The organism is Thiohalocapsa halophila (genome assembly GCF_016583825.1).
Classification (GTDB): Bacteria; Pseudomonadota; Gammaproteobacteria; order Chromatiales; family Chromatiaceae; genus Thiohalocapsa; species Thiohalocapsa halophila.
This window is the reverse complement of the sequence record NZ_NRRV01000058.1, coordinates 1-18,164: the sequence shown is the minus strand read 5'-3', so window position 1 is coordinate 18,164 and position 18,164 is coordinate 1. Positions and strand designations below refer to the sequence as shown.

The 18,164-nt window shown below is 69.2% G+C and carries 17 protein-coding genes and 1 tRNA gene; 11 read left to right on the top strand and 7 right to left on the bottom strand.

The window, feature by feature from the left end:
- The first annotated feature begins 212 nt into the window (after positions 1-212).
- Entirely contained in the window at positions 213-2,978 is a 2,766-nt protein-coding gene (locus CKO31_RS19355; RefSeq protein ID WP_200240640.1) for a cation-transporting P-type ATPase, read from the top strand.
- A 74-nt stretch (positions 2,979-3,052) separates the two neighbouring features.
- Here the strand turns inward: CKO31_RS19355 and CKO31_RS19350 are convergent, their stop codons facing one another.
- Entirely contained in the window at positions 3,053-3,850 is a 798-nt protein-coding gene (locus CKO31_RS19350; RefSeq protein WP_200240612.1) for a DUF2189 domain-containing protein, read from the bottom strand.
- A 1,182-nt stretch (positions 3,851-5,032) separates the two neighbouring features.
- On the opposite strand from CKO31_RS19350, the gene nifB reads away from it, so the two are divergent.
- The 9 genes from nifB to draG all read left to right on the top strand — a co-directional run bounded on the left by nifB (position 5,033) and on the right by draG (position 11,938).
- Entirely contained in the window at positions 5,033-6,571 is a 1,539-nt protein-coding gene (nifB, locus tag CKO31_RS19345; RefSeq protein ID WP_200240611.1) for a nitrogenase cofactor biosynthesis protein NifB, read from the top strand.
- A 132-nt stretch (positions 6,572-6,703) separates the two neighbouring features.
- A complete protein-coding gene (locus CKO31_RS19340) occupies positions 6,704-6,994 on the top strand; it encodes a 4Fe-4S dicluster domain-containing protein (RefSeq protein WP_200240610.1) in 291 nt (96 codons plus the stop codon).
- 122 nt (positions 6,995-7,116) lie between these two features.
- A complete protein-coding gene (locus tag CKO31_RS19335) occupies positions 7,117-7,410 on the top strand; it encodes a hypothetical protein (RefSeq protein ID WP_200240609.1) in 294 nt (97 codons plus the stop codon).
- A complete protein-coding gene (locus CKO31_RS19330) occupies positions 7,407-7,955 on the top strand; it encodes a thioredoxin domain-containing protein (protein ID WP_322789185.1) in 549 nt (182 codons plus the stop codon). The genes CKO31_RS19335 and CKO31_RS19330 overlap by 4 nt, the downstream gene beginning before the upstream one ends.
- Positions 7,952-9,289 carry an FprA family A-type flavoprotein gene (locus CKO31_RS19325; RefSeq protein ID WP_200240608.1) on the top strand — a complete coding sequence of 446 codons (1,338 nt, stop codon included), beginning with the start codon at positions 7,952-7,954 and terminating at the stop codon, positions 9,287-9,289. Before CKO31_RS19330 ends, CKO31_RS19325 begins: the two co-directional genes overlap by 4 nt.
- Positions 9,290-9,434: 145 nt before the next feature.
- Entirely contained in the window at positions 9,435-9,719 is a 285-nt protein-coding gene (locus tag CKO31_RS19320) for a 2Fe-2S iron-sulfur cluster-binding protein (protein WP_200240607.1), read from the top strand.
- Between the two features lie 206 nt (positions 9,720-9,925).
- Entirely contained in the window at positions 9,926-10,273 is a 348-nt protein-coding gene (locus CKO31_RS19315) for a 2Fe-2S iron-sulfur cluster-binding protein (protein ID WP_200240606.1), read from the top strand.
- Positions 10,274-10,341: 68 nt separating this feature from the next.
- Positions 10,342-11,013 (top strand): nitrogen fixation protein NifQ, encoded by a 672-nt coding sequence (locus CKO31_RS19310; RefSeq protein ID WP_200240604.1) that lies wholly within the window; start codon positions 10,342-10,344, stop codon positions 11,011-11,013.
- Positions 10,988-11,938, top strand: coding sequence for an ADP-ribosyl-[dinitrogen reductase] hydrolase (gene draG / locus CKO31_RS19305; RefSeq protein WP_200240602.1), 951 nt, complete (start codon positions 10,988-10,990; stop codon positions 11,936-11,938). The genes CKO31_RS19310 and draG overlap by 26 nt, the downstream gene beginning before the upstream one ends.
- Before the next feature lie 206 nt (positions 11,939-12,144).
- On the opposite strand, the gene panD is transcribed toward draG, so the two are convergent.
- The 5 genes from panD to pcnB all read right to left on the bottom strand — a co-directional run bounded on the left by panD (position 12,145) and on the right by pcnB (position 16,706).
- Positions 12,145-12,525 carry an aspartate 1-decarboxylase gene (gene panD / locus CKO31_RS19300; RefSeq protein ID WP_200240600.1) on the bottom strand — a complete coding sequence of 127 codons (381 nt, stop codon included), beginning with the start codon at positions 12,523-12,525 and terminating at the stop codon, positions 12,145-12,147.
- A gap of 312 nt (positions 12,526-12,837) precedes the next feature.
- Positions 12,838-13,701 carry a pantoate--beta-alanine ligase gene (panC, locus tag CKO31_RS19295; RefSeq protein WP_200240599.1) on the bottom strand — a complete coding sequence of 288 codons (864 nt, stop codon included), beginning with the start codon at positions 13,699-13,701 and terminating at the stop codon, positions 12,838-12,840.
- A gap of 82 nt (positions 13,702-13,783) precedes the next feature.
- Positions 13,784-14,587, bottom strand: a complete 804-nt coding sequence (gene panB, locus CKO31_RS19290) for a 3-methyl-2-oxobutanoate hydroxymethyltransferase (RefSeq protein ID WP_200240597.1) — start codon at positions 14,585-14,587, stop codon at positions 13,784-13,786.
- Between the two features lie 108 nt (positions 14,588-14,695).
- On the bottom strand, positions 14,696-15,310 hold the full coding sequence (gene folK, locus CKO31_RS19285) for a 2-amino-4-hydroxy-6-hydroxymethyldihydropteridine diphosphokinase (protein WP_200240595.1): 615 nt from the start codon (positions 15,308-15,310) through the stop codon (positions 14,696-14,698).
- Positions 15,303-16,706, bottom strand: a complete 1,404-nt coding sequence (gene pcnB / locus CKO31_RS19280) for a polynucleotide adenylyltransferase PcnB (protein ID WP_242475517.1) — start codon at positions 16,704-16,706, stop codon at positions 15,303-15,305. The genes folK and pcnB overlap by 8 nt, the downstream gene beginning before the upstream one ends.
- Positions 16,707-16,947: 241 nt before the next feature.
- On the opposite strand from pcnB, the gene CKO31_RS19275 reads away from it, so the two are divergent.
- A tRNA-Glu gene (locus tag CKO31_RS19275) sits at positions 16,948-17,022 on the top strand.
- 305 nt (positions 17,023-17,327) lie between these two features.
- Here the strand turns inward: CKO31_RS19275 and rbp are convergent.
- Positions 17,328-17,615 carry an RNA-binding regulator gene (gene rbp, locus CKO31_RS19270; RefSeq protein ID WP_200240593.1) on the bottom strand — a complete coding sequence of 96 codons (288 nt, stop codon included), beginning with the start codon at positions 17,613-17,615 and terminating at the stop codon, positions 17,328-17,330.
- Positions 17,616-18,164 lie beyond the last annotated feature (549 nt).

The window sequence follows — 18,164 nt, the reverse complement described above, 5'->3', positions numbered from 1 at the left end:
GGCATCCAGCACCGCGAGCCTCCAGCACTTGGGTCTTGCTCGGACCCGCGCACACCCAGGGGTCAATGCACCCCGGCGCTGTCTTAAGCTTGGGTCTGCCGGGATTGGTTGCGGCGTACGCGGAGGGCGGCATGCTCGAAAGCGACATCCTGATCTTCGACGGCGCCGCGCTGGAGCCAGTCGCCGGCCTGCCGGCGCTTGCGGCCATCGTCATGGTCGGCAGCATCGGCGGCTGGCGCAGCCGCCGTGAGCGCCCCGCTTCGGCGGCCGGCCAAAAGCCATCGGCGGAGCCCGCCTGGTATCACCTCAGCGCCGAGGAAGCGCTCGCCCGGCTCGGCGGCAGCCAGGAGGGCCTCAGCCCCGACGAGGCCCGGCAGCGCCTGGCCACCCACGGCCCCAACCGGCTGCCGGAGGCCAAGACCCGCGGTCCGTGGCTGCGTTTCCTGGCCCAGTTCCACAACGTGCTGATCTATGTGCTGCTCGCCGCCGGGCTGGTGACCACGCTGCTCCAGCACTGGCTGGACGCCGGCGTCATCTTCGCCGTGGTGCTGATCAATGCCGCCATCGGCTTCGTGCAGGAGGGCAAGGCCGAGGATGCCCTGAAGGCCATCCGCAACATGCTCTCGCCCCAGGCCATGGTCTGGCGCAACGCCCGGCTGGTGACCGTCGACGCCGCGGAGCTGGTGCCCGGCGATCTGGTGCAGCTGCAATCCGGCGACAAGGTGCCGGCGGACCTGCGCCTGCTGCGGGCCAAGGGCTTGCAGATCGAGGAGGCGCCGCTCACCGGCGAGTCCCTGCCGGTGGACAAGACCATCACCGCGCTGCCCGCAGAGACGCCGCTGGCGGATCGCCGCTGCATGGCCTACTCCGGCACGTTGGTGACCCACGGCCAGGGCACGGGCGTAGTCGCCGCCACCGGCGCGGAGACCGAGATCGGCCGCATCAGCGCGATGGTGGCCAACGTGGAGCAGCTCACCACGCCGCTGCTGCGCCAGATGGCGCAGTTCGGGCGCTGGCTGACGGCGGCCATCCTGGTGCTGGCCTCGGCGAGCTTCGCCTTCGGCGTGATGGTGCGCAGCTACACCGCCGCGGAGATGTTCCTGGCCTCGGTCGGGCTGGCGGTGGCGGCCATCCCGGAGGGCCTGCCGGCGATTATGACCATCACGCTCGCCATCGGCGTGCAGCGCATGGCGGCGCGCAACGCCATCATCCGCCGGCTGCCGGCGGTGGAGACCCTGGGCACCGTCGGTGTCATCTGCTCGGACAAGACCGGCACCCTCACCCGCAACGCCATGACCGTCGCCGGCGTCGACACCGGCGAGCGGGCTTTCACCCTCAGCGGCACCGGCTACGACCCCCACGGCGCCTTCATGCACGACGGCCAAGCCCTGCTGCGCCCGCAGGAGGACGCCCGGCTCGCCGAGGCCCTGCACGCCGTGATGTTGTGCAACGACGCCTCGCTGGAGCAGACCGACGCCGGGTCCTGGCGGGTGCACGGCGACCCCATGGAGGGCGCTCTGCTGGTGGCGGCGCTGAAGGCCGGCCTGGACCCGGAGACCGCCGCCAAGCGCTACCCGCGCACCGACCTGATCCCCTTCGAGTCCGGCCACAAGTTCATGGCCACGCTCCATCACAGCCACACGGGCGAGTCCTTCATCTACGTCAAGGGCGCACCGGAGGCGCTGCTCGACATGTGCGCGACCCAGCGCAGCGCGCACGGCGACACACCGTTGGAGCGCGACGCCTGGGAGGGACGCATGGAGGCCATGGCCGCCGCTGGCCAGCGGGTGTTGGCGGTGGCGGTCAAGCCCACCGAGCCGCACCGCTTCGAGCTGGACTTCGCCGACGTCGACGCGGACCTGACGCTGCTCGGGCTGTTCGGGCTCATGGACCCGCCGCGGGAGGAGGCCATCGCCGCCGTGCGCACCTGCCGCGACGCCGGCATCCGCGTGAAGATGATCACCGGCGACCATGCCGCCACCGCCCGCGCCATCGCTCGGCAGGTGGGACTGGAGAGCTCGGACGAGGCGCTGCGCGGCGTGGAGCTGGACGCCCTGGATGACGAACAGTTGCGCCAACGGGCGCAGGCGGTGGACGTCTACGCCCGGGTCACGCCGGAGCACAAGCTGCGCCTGGTACAGCTGCTGCAGGAGGGAGGCCGAGTGGTGGCCATGACCGGCGACGGCGTCAACGATGCCCCGGCCCTGAAGCGCGCCGACGTCGGCGTCGCCATGGGCATCAACGGCACCGAGGCAGCCAAGGAAGCAGCAGAGATGGTGCTCGCCGACGACAACTTCGCCTCCATCGCCAACGCCGTCGAGGAAGGCCGCACCGTCTACGACAATCTGAAGAAGGCCATCCTGTTCATCCTGCCCACCAACGGCGGCGAGGCACTAGTGGTGCTGGCCGCCATCCTGTTCGGCTTCCATGAGTTTCCGCTGACGCCGGTGCAGATCCTGTGGGTGAACATGATCACCGCCGTCACCCTGGCCCTGGCCCTGGCCTTCGAGCCGCCGGAGCCGGGCGTTATGAGCCGCCCGCCGCGCGATGCCCGCCAGCCCGTGCTGACGCGGCTGTTCCTGTGGCGCATCGGCTATGTGTCGTTGATCCTCACCGTCGGCACCTTCGGGCTCTTCCTTTGGGAGCAATTCCAAGGCGCGTCCATTGAGCAGGCGCGCACGGTGGCCGTGAACACCCTGGTGATGTTCGAGATCTTCTACCTGTTCAACTCCCGCTACATGATCGCCCCGGTGCTGAACCTCAACGGACTCTTCGGCAACCGCTATGTGCTCTACGCCGTGGCCCTGCTGATCCTCTTCCAGCTGGGCTTCACCTACCTGCCGCCGCTGCAGGCCCTGTTCGGCACCGCGCCCATCGATGGCGGCACTTGGCTGCGCATCGTGGTGGTGGCCTCCTCTGTGCTCTTTATCGTGGAGCGGGAGAAGGCGCGGGTGCGGCAGCTCGCTATGCAGACATGACGGAGCCCGACGACCTGGGGCAGCCGGCGCCCCGATCGCCGCCGGGGCGCGGGGCCAAGCCGCGGGCGCCCTGCTCAGCCCTGCGGAATCAGATCCCGATAGGCATGCCAGCTCGCATAGCCCAACAGCGGGAAGATGACCAGCATGCCAATGAAGGCGGTCGCGGTGCCGAGCAGCATCAGACCGACAATGATGGCGGCCCACAGCAGCATGGGCTTGGGATTCGCCGTCACCGCCCGCCAGCTGGCCTGGACGGCGGCGACCGGCCCCGCATCCCGGTCCACGATCAGCGGCACGGCGACAATGCTCGACGCGAACACCGCCGCCGCCAGCAGTGCACCGCTCCCGAGCGTGAACAGCATCATCAGCGGGTGTTGCATCCCACCGCCGAGGAACCCGGTGTAAGCCGTGGGCGCCACCGTGGTGACCTTGAGCGCGAACAGCACCGCCGTGGCCATAAGCCAGAACGACACCACCATCACCAGCACCAGCCCGAACAGCGCCAGGCTGGAGCGGCGCGAGGCATCCAGCGCCAGGCTCCGGCCGATGCCGGTGCGATCCCCGGACAGGCTGCGCCGCGCGGTGACATAGAGGCCCGCCGCCAGGAAGGGCCCCAGCATCAGCAGTCCAATGACAAACTTGACGGTCAGCCCCGGCATCGCCTGGCTCATCATCACGGCGCCGAGACCGGCGGCCGCGCACAGCCCACCATAGAAGGCGCTCACCAGCGGCGTGCGCCACAGCGTGCCCCAGCCCTGCCGCAGCCACTGCCAAGGCATGGACGGCGCCACGGCGCCGATGGGCAGCTGGTGGGCATCGACACTGTCCCGATGCCCGTCCGACAAGGCCTGCTCAGTCATTTCCCCGTGCATGATCCACTCCGAAAGTTGCGTTGGTGGTCCGGGCGCGCGTCGAGCCCAGTGAGCAAGGATTGCTCCGGCGCAAGGCGTGCGGGCGAGCCGCGCGACGGCGACCGAACCGGCTGGAATGAATATTAGCACTTACTAAAGTATTGATAAACACCGGCGATGCAAGGGCAATGCAGGGGTTGTCCACCCTTGGGGCAAGCCGGAGGGTGCCCTCGCCATCACCTGAGCTCCCGACACCCAGCCGGCATCCACCGAGGGCCGGCTGGTCAGCTCGGTCACGATCCCTACGCTTGAGCCCGGATGCGCGACACCGCTGGAGCCATGTCAGGAGCCAAACCGCGAGGCCAACAGGCTGCTGGAGCAACCGACCGAGCCCCGTCTCGAACCCTTCACTCGTCACTCGTTCCCAAGCTCTGCTTGGGAACGCGACCAGGTCTCGGGAGCGATATCCGCTCCGTTCGGCTGCGCAGGGTGCGCCCCCGCGGCGTAATCGTCAGTGCGGGCCGGGTGGACGAGCGCCAGCGAAGTCCACCCCGGGGCCACCCGTAGCCCGGTGGACTGCGCTTCGCTGGTCCACCCTACGCTCTGCGCCTGCTCAAGTGGTTCGAGTTGTGATCGGGGCCTGACGCGTCGCCGGCCGCTCCGCGGGCCTTGAGCGCTGACAGTCGCGCAGCCTCGGCGCCCTGGGTCGAGGGCGTGGGCGGGTGGCTGCCGGCCCGACAGCGGTATCGCTGCGGTCGGACGCCCGGGCCCTGGGGCAACAGGGCGCAGAGCGCCCGGCGAGGCGCGACACCGCCGGAGCGGTGTCGCGAGCCCAGGCTCACCAGATCCGCGCCACCCCATGGGTGGATTTGACGGTGCCAATCCTGTGCGGAAGGGACGGGCCGGCCAGCTCTGGGCTCGATTATCGCTCGTGACGCAATCTTGCGTCACGTCGGCGCCTACCGCCGGAACCGGCCACCCGAGCCCGGTACCGGACCCGACAATCCGGCCTTCCCCACCTGTCACGCTTGCGACAAATCCACGGCCGCTGACGCCCACACCCCTTTTGCAAACAATCACCTGCGCAACCCAGGGCGCGCAGGCACGACCTTTGCTTAAAGCCTGCCAAGCACTGCGAATCATGCTCCGCACCGCCGGCCGGTGCCGCATCGAACACGACCGAACTGCAACGGGGGACGCGCGATGGCGCTCGAAGCACTGGATCAACCCAATACACCGGCCGCCGGGGGCGGCTGCTCGTCCAGCGGCTGTGGAAGCAGTTCCGACAAATTGGCGCACCTGCCGGAGCACATCCGCGCCAAGGTGCACAACCATCCGTGCTTCTCTGAGGATGCGCATCATCACTACGCGCGCATGCACGTGGCGGTGGCGCCGGCCTGCAACATCCAGTGCCACTACTGCAACCGCAAGTACGACTGCTCCAACGAGTCGCGCCCCGGCGTGGTCTCCGAGCTGCTGACACCGGAGCAGGCAATGGCCAAGACGCTGGCCGTGGCGGCTGAGATTCCGCAGATGACGGTGCTTGGCATCGCCGGCCCCGGTGATCCGCTGGCGAATCCGGAGCGCACGCTGGCGACCTTCCGCGAGCTGTCCGCCAAAGCGCCGGACATCAAGCTCTGCGTGTCCACCAACGGCCTGGCGCTGCCGGAGCTCGTCGACGAGATCTGCCAGCACAACATCGACCACGTCACCATCACCATCAACTGCGTGGACCCCGAGATCGGCGCCAAGATCTACCCCTGGATCTTCTGGAACAACCGCCGGGTGCGGGGCGTCAAGGCAGCGCGCATCCTGATCGAGCAGCAGCAGAAAGGGCTGGAGATGCTCACCGAGCGCGGCGTGCTGGTGAAGGTGAACTCGGTGCTGATTCCCGGCGTCAACGACGAGCACCTCAAAGAGGTCAGCCGCGTGGTCAAGGCCAAGGGCGCCTTCCTGCACAACGTGATGCCGCTCATCGCCGAGCCCGAGCACGGCACCTTCTACGGGCTCATGGGCCAGCGCGGCCCGAGCAACGACGAGCTGCAGGCGCTGCAGGACGAATGCGCCGGCGACATGGCCATGATGCGCCATTGCCGCCAGTGCCGGGCGGATGCCGTGGGCATGCTGGGGGAGGACCGCGGTGCGGAGTTCACCAACGAGAAGGTCGCCGCCATGGACATCGACTACGAAGCGGCCATGGCCCGCCGTGCGGAGGTGCACGCGGCCATCGAGGCGAATCGGACCGCGCAGCAGCGGCAGCCCGATGAGCCGAGCGAGACCTTCGTGCCGATTGCGTCCCTGAAGCGCAGCAAGCGGCAGCCGGCACCCAGGGAGACACCGGCCGCCCGCTTCGCGGTGGCGACCACCGGCGGCGGCGTCGTCAACGAGCACTTCGGCCATGCCCGGGAGTTCCTGATCTACGAGGCGGCCGGCGACGGCGACGACATCGACGTGCGCTTTCTCGGCGCCCGCAAGGTGGATCTCTATTGCAGCGGCGGCGACACCTGCGGCGATGCCGAGGACGCGCTCGCCAAGACCATCCGCACCCTGGAGGGCGTCACCGGCGTGCTCTGCTCGAAGATCGGCATCGAGCCCTGGGACCGCCTGGAGGCCGCCGGGCTGGTGCCCAACGGCGAGCACGCGATGGAGCCCATCGAGGATGCCGTCGCCGCCCTCTACCGGGAGCTGCTGGCGGAGGGCCGGCTCGCGGCGCCTGTTGAGGCCGCGGCCCTGTCAGCTTAGTCCAGGCCGAGCACCGACAGCAAAGCGCGAGGTCTGCCGGCCGCCGGCGCCGGGCCTCCCGGCCTCGGCCCGACCTACGCAGTCAGGGGCTTGCGCTCCCCGAATCCTGACGAACAGACACGAGGACCGACCATGGCCTACCGCATCATCGACAGCTGCGTGAATTGCTGGGCCTGCGAGCCGCTCTGCCCCAGCGACGCCATCCGCCCTGCGGACCCGCCGGCGGTGGCCCACTTCACCATCGACGCCCGCGCCTGCACCGAATGCGAGGGCGACCATGCCGACCCGCAGTGCGCGAGCATCTGCCCGGTGGAGGGCGCCATCCTGGACGCCGCCGGCGAGGCCGTGAACCCGCCCGGCTCGCTCACGGGCATTCCGCCGGAGCGCCTGGCGCAGGCCATGGCGGAGATCCGGGCGCGCTGAGCGCCCAGGGCCGCCGGCGCAGCCCACTGCTGCTGCTTCTAGTCCCAATTCTGGGTCCCAGCCCAGGGTCCCAGCCCAAGGCTCAGCCGCACGCAGCACCAACGCCACCCGAGAGCATCGCCATGTTCGTCTTCGACACCGCTGCCCTGCTCACCGCCCACAGGGAACCGCGCACAACCCCGCCGGCGCGCGGCCTCCGGCGCCTGACCGGGGGCCTGACCGGGCGCCTACTGGCGGCGGCCGCGGCCCACCGGGAGCTGACGCAGCGCGGCCTGGCCCTGCCCCGCCCCGCCGGCTGCGGCTGGCTGCCGCGGCGGGCCTGGCGCCGCCATGGCGCACTCATCTGCCTGCGCGCGGGCGTCGACCCCGACGCCGCCCCAAAAAAGGGCACAGCCCCGGAGGATGCGAGCTGGTGAGCGCCATCGTCTTCTACGAGAAGCCGGGCTGCATCGGTAATGCCCGACAGAAGCAGCTCCTGGTCAGCCTAGGGCACAGGCTCGAGGTGCGCGACCTGCTGCGCACGGCCTGGGACGCCGACGACCTGGCGAGCTATTTCGACGGCATGCCGGTGCGCGAGTGGCTCAACCCGAGCGCGCCGCGGGTGCGCGACGGCCTGATCGACCTCGACGCACTGGACGCCGACGCGGCGCTGGCGCTGCTGGTGGTCGAGCCGCTGCTGATCCGCCGCCCGCTCATCGACTCGCCCTTCGGGGGCTGCGCCGGCTTCGTGCCGGGGCCGGTGCTCGCCGCCCTCGGCGTGCCGGATGCCGCCCGCGCGCTGGACAGCTGCGCACGTGGGACGCAGGCCCCGCAGAGCCTGGAGCCGTCCTGTGATGCGCGCGCCGCTGCCTGCCGGTCCGACACCGGGCGGCGGCCGACCGATGCAGACGCCCAAGGCACGGCCGGGCGCAGTCCGGGCCAAAACAGCCAAGCCACGGCTGCCGGGAGCGCCGAGTCATGACCTGCCCCAACCCCAGCAGCGCGACTCAGCCCGGCACCGGCGCAACACCAGTCGCCATCGCCGACGGCGTGCACTGGATCGGCGCCCTGGACCCGATGCTCCGCCGCTTCGATCTCATTCTGCGCACCGCCAACGGCACCACTTACAACGCCTATGCCGTGCGCGGCAGCTCGGGCGTCGCCGTGGTGGACACCGTCAAGGCGGAGTTCGCGGACACCTTCTTCGCGCGGTTGGAGCAGGTGGCGCGCTATGAGGAGATCCGCGTCATCGTGCTCAATCACCTGGAGCCGGACCATTCCGGCGCGCTGCCCGAGCTCATGCGCCGGGCGCCGCAGGCCAAGCTCGTCATCTCCACCCGGGCGCCGGCCATGCTCAAGGCCCTGCTCAAAGCGGACGGCCAGGAGATCCGCTACGAGACCGTCGACACCGGCGACGAGATCGATCTCGGCGACCGCCGGCTGCGCTTCCTGCACACGCCCTACCTGCACTGGCCGGACACCCAATGCACCTACCTGCTGGAGCAGCAGGTGCTCTTCTCCGGCGACGTCTTCGGCTGTCACCACTGCGACCCGCGGCTTTTCAACGACCGGGTCGGCGACTTCCGCTTCGCCTTCGAGTACTACTACGCACACATCATGCGACCATTCAAGACGCATGTGCGCGAGGCGCTGGCGCTCATCGAGCCCCTGCCGCTCGCCGTCATCGCGCCCACCCACGGCCCCATCCTGCGCGAGCGCCCGCGCCGCTATGTCGCGCGCTACCGCGCGCTCTCCGGCGCCGATGCGTCCCTGGAGCCCGTGCCCGCCGACGCCGAGCCGCTGCGCACCCTACTGGTGTTCTATCTCAGCGCCTACGGCAGCACCGCGCGCATGGCCGAGGCCATCGCCGCCGGCGCCGAGGCGGTGCCCGGCATCCGCGTCTCGCTCTACGACCTGGAAGGGGGCGAGACGGGGCCCTTCGTCGACCTCATCGAGGCCGCCGACGCCATCGCGCTGGGCTCACCCACCATCAACGGCGATGCCGTGAAGCCCCTCTGGGACCTGTTGTCGTCCCTGACGGTGGTGAGCCTGCGCGGCAAGGTAGGCGCCGCCTTCGGCTCCTACGGCTGGAGCGGCGAGGCGGTGGGGATGATCGAGGACCGGCTGCGGGGGCTCAAGCTGCGGGTGCCGGTGGCGGGACTGCGGCTCAAGCTGATCCCCACCGACGGTGAGCTCGATGACTGCCGCGACTTCGGCCGAGCGCTGGCGCAGGCGGTGACCGGCGCGGGTGCCGCTGGCTCGGAGGCCGGCGACACCGCGGCGAAGCCGGTCATTGACTTTGCCGACTTGGCGTGAGCCCGGGCGAACTGTCTCTCGCCTTGCCGCCATGCGATCAACAGCACAACGGACCGAGCGCCCTGCGCCCAGGCTCCGGACAGACGATGGTTCCAACCCTTAACCCAATCGGCCGAAGCATTGGCCAACATTTAGAGGACTGCCCATGGCAAAAGCGAAACTCACCTTCGAAGACATCGGCCAGAGCGTGAACGTCCCCGCCGGCATCCGTGTCATCGAGGTCTCCGAAAAGGTCGGCGCCGGGATCATCTACGGCTGCCGTGAAGGCGACTGCGGCACCTGCATGATGCATGTGACCGAGGGCTGGAACAATCTCACCGAGCCCTCGGTGCTGGAGGAAAAGGTCCTGCGGGAGAACATGGCCAGCCGCCACAACCGTCTCGCCTGTCAGGCGCAGGTGATCGGCGACTGTTCGGTGAAACCGGCCTGATAGAAGTACGGAGTACGGAGTACGGAGTACGGAGTACGGAGTACGTGCCCAGCCCGGGGACAACATCGGCCAACAGCGAGATCTGATGCCGCGTTGGGATCGCGCCCCGTACTTCGTACTTCGTACTTGCTTACGCGTACTTGCTTTCGCGTACTTCTCACCATCACCCCTTCAACCCTCACTTTGATCAACCATCGGAGCCCACCATGGCCCTCGTCACCTTCTCCAACCCCGACCACAAAGACAAGACGATCTATGCCGTCGCCGGCAGCCATACCGAGACCATTCTCAAGATCGCCAAAGAGAACAAGATCCCGGTGCAGTTCGACTGCCAGGACGGCGAGTGCGGCCACTGCCTGGTGCGTGTCACCAGCGTCGACGACAAAGAGCGCATGGGCTACCACCTGACCGAGAAGGAGCGCACAGTGCTAAAGGACCTCGGCAAGCTCAGCCAGGACGACATCGAGCGACTCATGGTCGAGGACCTGCCGAGCGAATGGCGCCTGGCCTGCCAGATGATCGTCCGCGACGAAGACATTCTGGTGGAGTATTGAGCCCGCTCGTGTACCGCCGCCCGGCGGTGCACGACGACAGCACACGCACAAGAGCGATGGACAGTGACATGAGCGCCAGCGCCAGCAACGCGGCCCGGCAGACGGGCGCGGGGACCGAGAGGCAGCGTACTCGTGGCGGCATTGCCGTGGCAGCGCCGTTGAGCCCGGCCGCGGCCGCCGCCAACGACGCCCGCGCCAATGCACTCTTCGCCGAGCTGGCACTGCATGCCGCGGGCGAGCCCAATGACGAGGTCTTCGCCTGCATGATCGCGAGCCTCTGCACCGGCGGCGGTGCGCTGCCGGACTGGCTCGGACTGGACCCGGCCGCCTTCACCTGCCTGCTGAGCCATCACTTCCCCGGCTTTCGACTCCAAGTCCCGCCCTGTCCGGGTCGGTCGCTGGACGCGGCGCGGAACGACGAGCACCATGAGCTGGTCGAACTGATGCTCATGGACAAGGCCGGGGACTCGCCGTCCGAGGTCTGGATGGCCCACGTGGTGGCCGCCGGCTGTATGGCCAGCGATCACCTCTGGCAGGACCTGGGCTTGTGGCAGCGCGCGGATCTCACCGCCCTGATGCGCCGCAACTTCCCGGCGCTCGCCGCGCGCAACGTCAAGGACATGAAATGGAAGCGCTTCCTTTACAAACAGCTGTGCGAGGCCGAAGGGATCTATGTCTGCCGCGCACCTTCCTGCGAGGTTTGCAGCGATTACCATGCCTGTTTCGGGCCTGAGGACTGAGTTCTTGTTCCTGGCGGACGGCACCGGCGACCGGGTCAAGCGCCGCGCCATCGGCGCCTACCTCGGACTCGCCGTCGGCGATGCCCTGGGCGCGACCGTCGAATTCCTGACGCCGTCCGAAATCCGCGCCGCCTACCGACAACACCGCGACATGGCCGGCGGCGGCTGGCTCAAGCTGCGCCGCGGCCAGATCACCGACGACACCGAGATGGCCCTGGCGCTCGGCCGCAGCATCCTCGCCGCAGGCCGGGTGGATGCCAATGGCGCCGCCGAGGCCTTCAGCGCCTGGATGCGACGCAAGCCCATCGACATCGGCAACACGGTGCGTCGCGGCATCGCCGCCTACCGGCGCACCGGCAACCCGGAGTCCCAGCCGAGCGAGTTCGACGCCGGCAACGGCGCCTGCATGCGCTGCCTGCCGGTGGCGCTGGCCACCATCGGCTCGGACATCGCCCAGGTCGACGCGGCCAACCAGGCACAGGCGCACGTCACCCACAACAACCCGACCTCCGACGCCGGCACGCTCTGCGTGCTGCGCATGGTGCAGACGGCCATGCTCGGCGGCGACCGGGCGGCGCTGACGGGCATCGCCGACGAGCTGGCGCGGGCGGACCCCGTTTTCGATTACGCGCGCAAGCGCAGCGAGAACCCGAGCGGCTTCATCGTCGATACCCTGCGCACGGTCTTCCAGTCGCTGTTCGCCACCGATAGCTTCGAGTCAGCGCTCATCGACTGCGTCAACCGCGGCGGGGATGCCGACACCACCGGCGCCATCACCGGGATGATCGCCGGCGCCCTCTACGGACCCACCGCGATCCCCACGCGCTGGGTGCGCCACCTCGAGCGCGACGTGCGCTTGGAATGCATCGAGCAGGCGCAAGGGCTGTTGCGCTTAGCGCCGCTGTGCGCGGCGGAGCAGCGCTAACGCGGCGTGTGGTGGGAGCGGCATCCCTGCCGCGATGCGGCGTGCTCGGCGCCCTGGAAGTCGTCGCGGCAGGGATGCCGCTCCCACACAGCACGCGGATCTCTGGGAGCGCCATCCTTGCCGCGATGCGGTGCCCTCGGCGCCCTGGAAGTCGTCGCGGCAGGGATGCCGCTCCCACGGGGCTATCGGATGACGCTCGCGCCGGCTCAGGCCGCCTGCGCCGGAATGGCGTCGCCGGTGCCGGTGACCTCGTTGCGCTCGTTGCAGTAGATCAGCGTCGGCTTGAAGCCGGCCGCCTCCTGCTCACTCATGCCGGCATAGCAGCAGATGATGACCCGGTCGTCGGGGCGTGCCTTGTGCGCGGCGGCGCCGTTGATGGAGATGATCTTCGAGCCCGCCTCTGCGCGGATGGCATAGGTGGTGAAGCGCTCGCCATTGGTGACGTTGTAGATGTGCAGCTGCTCGTATTCGCAGATGCCCGCGCGACGCATGAGCTCCTCGTCGATGGCACAGGAGCCCTCGTAGTCCAGCTCGGCATGCGTGACGCAGGCACGGTGCAGCTTGCATTTCAGCAGCGTGAGTTGCATGACCTGGATTCCTCCTATGGACTCGCGACCGATCATTCGCGGCCCGGATCTGATACTGTGATTCTGTGCGGCGTCGTGCTCGGCGTGCACGCGTACGGCGGCGACACGCTTTTGCTGCGGTGCAATATGCTGCTATTGTCGCAACGCATACCCCGGAGCCGCAAGCAGAATCCGGATTTTCCTTGACCGGCGGTCGAGCCCCCACCGAGCGCGCTTGGGCCTCAGCCCTCCGCAGTCCGTGCCGATGCGTCCCAAATACGGGCCCTGGCCCTGACCCCGAGCCAGGGACCACGCGGGGTCTGGTACCTGTGCTCAATGGGCCTCGGCGACGATTCGATCCAGCTCCAGGTTGTCGATGAGCCGCGCCCGACCAAGGTGTGCCGCCGCCAGCACCACGAGCGCCGTGTCCTGCGGCCCCGCCGGCGCCAGGTCCGCGCGCCGCCGCACGCTCAAATAATCGGGCTCGAAGCCCGCAACGCTCAGGGCCTGGGCCGCATCGCGCTCGGCCTGCGCCGGCGGGGTGCCGGCGGCCACCCAGGCGGCCAGTTCTTGCAGGGTCCGGAACAGCGCCGGCGCCCGCGCGCGCTCGGCCGGGGTGAGATAACCGTTGCGGGAGCTCATGGCGAGTCCGTCCGGCTCGCGCACCGTGGGCAGGCCGAGGATCTCGATGTCCATGCACAGGTCTGCAGCCATGCGGCGTATCAGCATCAGCTGCTGGTAGTCTTTCTGGCCAAACACGGCCAAATCCGGCTGCACCAGGTTGAAGAGCTTGGCCACGACCGTGGTCACACCGCGAAAGTGCCCGGGCCGGCTCGCACCGCACAATTGCGCCGACAGGCCCGGGACCTCGACCACAGTGTGGGCATCACGCCCGTGCGGGTACATGGCGGCCTCCGACGGCGCGAACAGCAGATGGCAGCCGCAGCGGGAGAGACGGCGGGCGTCGTCGTTCAGCGTGCGGGGATAGCTGTCCAGATCTTCGTGGGGGCCGAATTGCAGCGGATTCACGAAGACCGTGGCCACCACCCGATCGGCGCGGGCCCGGGCTGCCTCCACCAAGGCCAGGTGACCGTCGTGCAGATTGCCCATGGTGGGCACCAGCCCGATGCGCAGCCCATTGTCGCGCCAGTCGGCGAGTCTGGCACGCAAGGCGGGAATCTCGTGCAATGTCTCCATGGGCTAGGATCCCCTGGCGAGGGCTCGCGGTGGGTCTCGGGGCGCGCTGTCGCGCCCTCGGCAGGCGGGCCGGGGCCGGCGGTCAGTACAGGGTATGCCCGGGTCCGGGGAAGCTGCGCTCCTTGACCTCGGCCACATAGCCCGCCAAAGCCGCGGCGACACTGCCGTAGGCCGCGGCGAAATCCTTGCTGAATGTCGGTGAGCGCCCCGGCAGCAGACCCAGCATGTCGTGCAGCACCAGCACCTGGCCGTCACAGCCGCTGCCGGCGCCGATGCCGATCACCGGCATGTCGAGCTCGCCGGCGAGCGCCTGCGCCAGCGCCGCCGGCACGCATTCCAGCACCAGCAGCGACGCCCCGGCATCCTGAAGCGCCAGTGCGTCTGCGCGGATGCGCGCGGCGCCGGCGTCGTCCCGACCCTGATAACGATAGCCGCCGAGTCGGTGCACCGATTGCGGCAGCAGGCCCAGGTGCGCACACACCGGCACCCCGAAGCGCGTCAGCCGCGCGACGGTCTGTGCCAGCTCGCCGCCGCCCTCCAGCTTGACCATGGCCGCACCGCCGTCGCCCATGAGCCGCTCGGCGGCGGCCAGGGCGCGGTCGGCGGTGGCGTAGCTGAGAAAGGGCATATCGGCGATCACCAGCGACCGCGCGGCGGCCCGGCTGACACAAGCGCTGTGATAGACCATGTGCTCCAGCTTCACCGGCACCGTCGTCGGCTGGCCTTGGAGCACCATGCCGAGGGAGTCTCCCACCAGCAGCACCTCCAGGCCGGCGGACTCCAGCAGGCCGGCGAAAGCGGCGTCGTAACAGGTAAGACAGGCGATGGCGTCCCGGCGGCGTTTCATGGCCGCCAGCGTGGTGCTGGTGATCCGCTCGGCGGGCATCGTATGGCTCTATCGGTTTGAGATGACGACGGACATTGGAGCCGGTCGAAGCGAATCGCGGCCCGGCTGGCACTTGAGCACCACAGGCTCAGCGCGTGCGCTGCTTGCTCAGGATAGAGCGGCCTGCGGCGGCTTGCCATTGCTGCTGTCATCCGCAGCCGCATCGGGCCCGAGCGCACCAGCGGGCAGTGACAACGCGATGGGCGCGAGCGGCGCGACACCGTCCTTGGGCACAGCCGCGAGCAGTCCGTCCAGGCGACCCTGCCCGGGAATACCGAGGTCCGCAGGCGCCACCTCGGTCAGGGGCACCAGCACGAACGCGCGCCGGTGAATCTCCGGATGCGGCAGCACCAGCCCAGGCCAGGTCACTTGGCGCCGACCGAAGACCAGGATATCCAAGTCCAGCGTGCGGGGTCCCCAGCGGGTGCCGTCGCGTACCCGCCCGTGAGCCCGCTCGATGCCTTGCAGGGCGGTCAGTAGCGCCCGCGGCGGCAGCCGGGTAACGAGTCGGGCCGCGGCATTGATGTAATCCGGCTGATCTGCCGGCCCCACGGGCGCGGTTCGGTAAAGACGGGAGACGCCCTCGAGCCGGCTCGACGGCAGCGCGGTCAGGGCGACGGCGGCACGCTCCACATGCTCGCGCGGACCGTCGAGGTTGGCCCCGAGCCCGATGTAAGCCACCTCCGGGCGCCCCAGCAGCGCGGATGGGACCGGGTCAGCCATCGCCGTCACCGCCCGTGGCGCGGCCCTGCATGCCGGCCACGCTCTCCCCGCCGCCATCGCCGCCGCCGGAGGACGACCCGGCGCCCCCCGCCGACGCCTTCTTCGTTTTCCGCCGGCGCGGGCGCCGCTTTTTGTTGGCGCCGGTCATCTTGGCGCGATCGCCGGCGTTGGCATCCTGGAACTGGGTCCACCAATCGGCGAGCTCCGGGTCGACCTCGCCGGCCTCGGCGCGCAACAGCAAGAAGTCGTACGCCGCCCGGAAGCGGGGATGGCCGAGCAGCGCCATCGGGCGGCGGCCCTGGCGGCGCTCGAGCCGCGGCTGCAAGGACCAGATCTCGCGCATGGGCATGCCGAAGCGTTTGGGAATGGCTACATGGCGCTGCTGCGTCGATGCCACTTCATGGGACGCCAGCGCGATGGCGTCCGCCCAGGGGGTACCGCCCGCGAGCAGCTCCTGATAGCGCAGCCGCACCGGCTCCCAGAGCAGCACCGCGAACAAAAAGGGCGGCACAACGGACTTGCCGTCGAGCACCCGCCGGTCGGTGTTGTCGAGCCCGCGACCGACGAAGACCATCGGAAACGCGTGCTCCTCCCGCGCCAGGCAGGCGTCGGTGGCCGGGAACAGCTGGGCGAAGAGGCCGTAGTGACGCAGCTTCTCGAAGGCGTGCAGGCCATAGCCGGCATGGAAGAGCTTCAGCACCTCTTCGAACAGACGCGCGGCGGGCACCTCCCCGAGCAGCGGCGCGAGATCCGCGAGCGGCGCCTCGCAGGCCCCGTCGATCATGAAGCCCAGCTTGCAGGCGAAGCGCACTGCGCGAAGCATACGGACCGGGTCTTCGCGGTAGCGCGCCGCAACATCGTCACCGATGAGCCGTAAGCGCCCAGCCTCGAGGTCTGCGAGTCCGCCGGCATAATCCACCACCGAGAAGTCGGCGATGTTGTAGTAGAGGGCATTGACGGTGAAGTCCCGGCGCAGCGCATCCTCGGCGATGCTGCCGTAGACGTTGTCGCGCAGGATCATGCCGTTTTGCGTGCGCGCCACGTCGTCGTCGGTGCCGTCCTGGCCGGCGGGGATGGCACTGCCGCGGAATGTGGCGACTTCGATGATCTCCGGGCCAAAGAACACGTGCGCCAGCCGGAAGCGCCGACCGATGAGCCGGCAGTTGCGAAATACCTGGCGAACTTCCTCCGGCGTCGCGTCGGTGGCGACGTCGAAGTCCTTGGGCTCGTGCCCCAACAGCAGATCCCGCACGCCGCCGCCGACCAAATAGGCCGCATGGCCGGCATCACGCAGACGGTAGAGGACCTTGAGTGCGTTGGGGCTGATGTTGCTACGCGAGATACTGTGCTCGGCGCGGGGGACGATCAGCGGTTCTGGGTCGGCTGTTGCAGACAAGGGTCGGAACGGCTGGAGCGGGTGTTTGTCAGGATGCGGGCCGGGCCCTGCGAGGCTCGCGACGCGGCCCGGGCGGCGTTGCTGACGGGATTGGGCTGTGCCTGGCTGGCGCTGACTGGACCCCATGTCCCGGCAGCGGGCCGGCGCCGGCCGAGGCGCACGCCTAGGGGCCGGCAGGCTCAAGCGATCCTTGAGCAGCCCGAAGTTTCACGTATAATACGCGATTCTCGTCAGCACTTCCGCTCCCTTCGTCTAGCGGTTAGGACGCCGGCCTCTCACGCCGGTAACAGGGGTTCGAATCCCCTAGGGAGCGCCACTTTCGCCCGCCCACTGCCGCCCGCCCCCTGGCCGCGATGGCAATGGCTCGCGGCCGGGCAGCGCCCCCAGCTGGGCACCGCAGCCCAGCGCAGGGTGCATCTCGCGGCGCTCGCGCAAAGCAATGCTTCGCTGCGCAGCGTGCGCACGACACCCGGCCTTCGCCTCGGCCTGCACGCGCCAAGCCGAGGCTCGCCCGCAGCAAACCGGGCGCGGGCGCTAAGAAACCCCGGCGCCGCCGCCTTGCTGGGGCAGGCTCATCCGGGGCTTGGAGCTTGAGCTCGCGCCTGAGGCCGGGGCAGGCGCTTACCAGCGACGGCCACCACCCCCGCCGCCGCGCGCCGGGCGGTCGCTCTTCGGGCGCGCCTGGTTGACGGTGATGTTGCGACCTTTGTAATCGCTCCCGTTCAGTGCCTTGATGGCGGCATCCGCCTCTGAATTGTTGCCCATCTCCACGAATCCGAAGCCCTTGGAGTCGCCGCTGAAGCGATCGGTGATGATGTTGACCGTATCGACGTTGCCGTATTGCGAAAACGTCTCACGCAGATCCCCCTCGGTAACGCTGTAAGGAAGATTGCCGACGTAGATGTTCATGGTTGTGTCCTCGCGGAGGTCGGTTTTGGCTGCTTGATGGGGGCGTCGCGGTTTGCCCCGATGCCCACGCCCACAACGACGCAGACACTCGGGGCCGGTGCCGCGGCAGCACCGGACCGTCGTCGACACGGCCGGCGAGCCGGCGGTGCCGAAACGGCGGGAGGAGGCAGGGAGCTACAGATCTCGTGGGGAGCGGGCGGGGCCTGGGCGGCAGCTTGGCGCCGGTGCAGACCGGTCGGTCTCGTCGAAATGGGCAGATGCCTGATAGCCGGGCTGCCTGAACGGCTGAACGGCGACCTCGGCTTTCCTCGCGCGATACATTAGCAGCTTGGGCGCCCAGGTGCAGCCCTTTTTCGCTTGCGTCCGGCGCGAGCCCCTGCGGCGAGTGCAAGCGCGGGCATGGCCGGCATCAGACTCAGACCGTTGCCGGCGCTGTTGTCAGCTCAGGACTGACGGCTCGTGGGAGCGCCATCCTTGGCGCGACGGGCACGCTCTACGCTCGCATGGTCGCAGCGAGGACACTGCCCCCACGGCGCCCGTGATCAACAG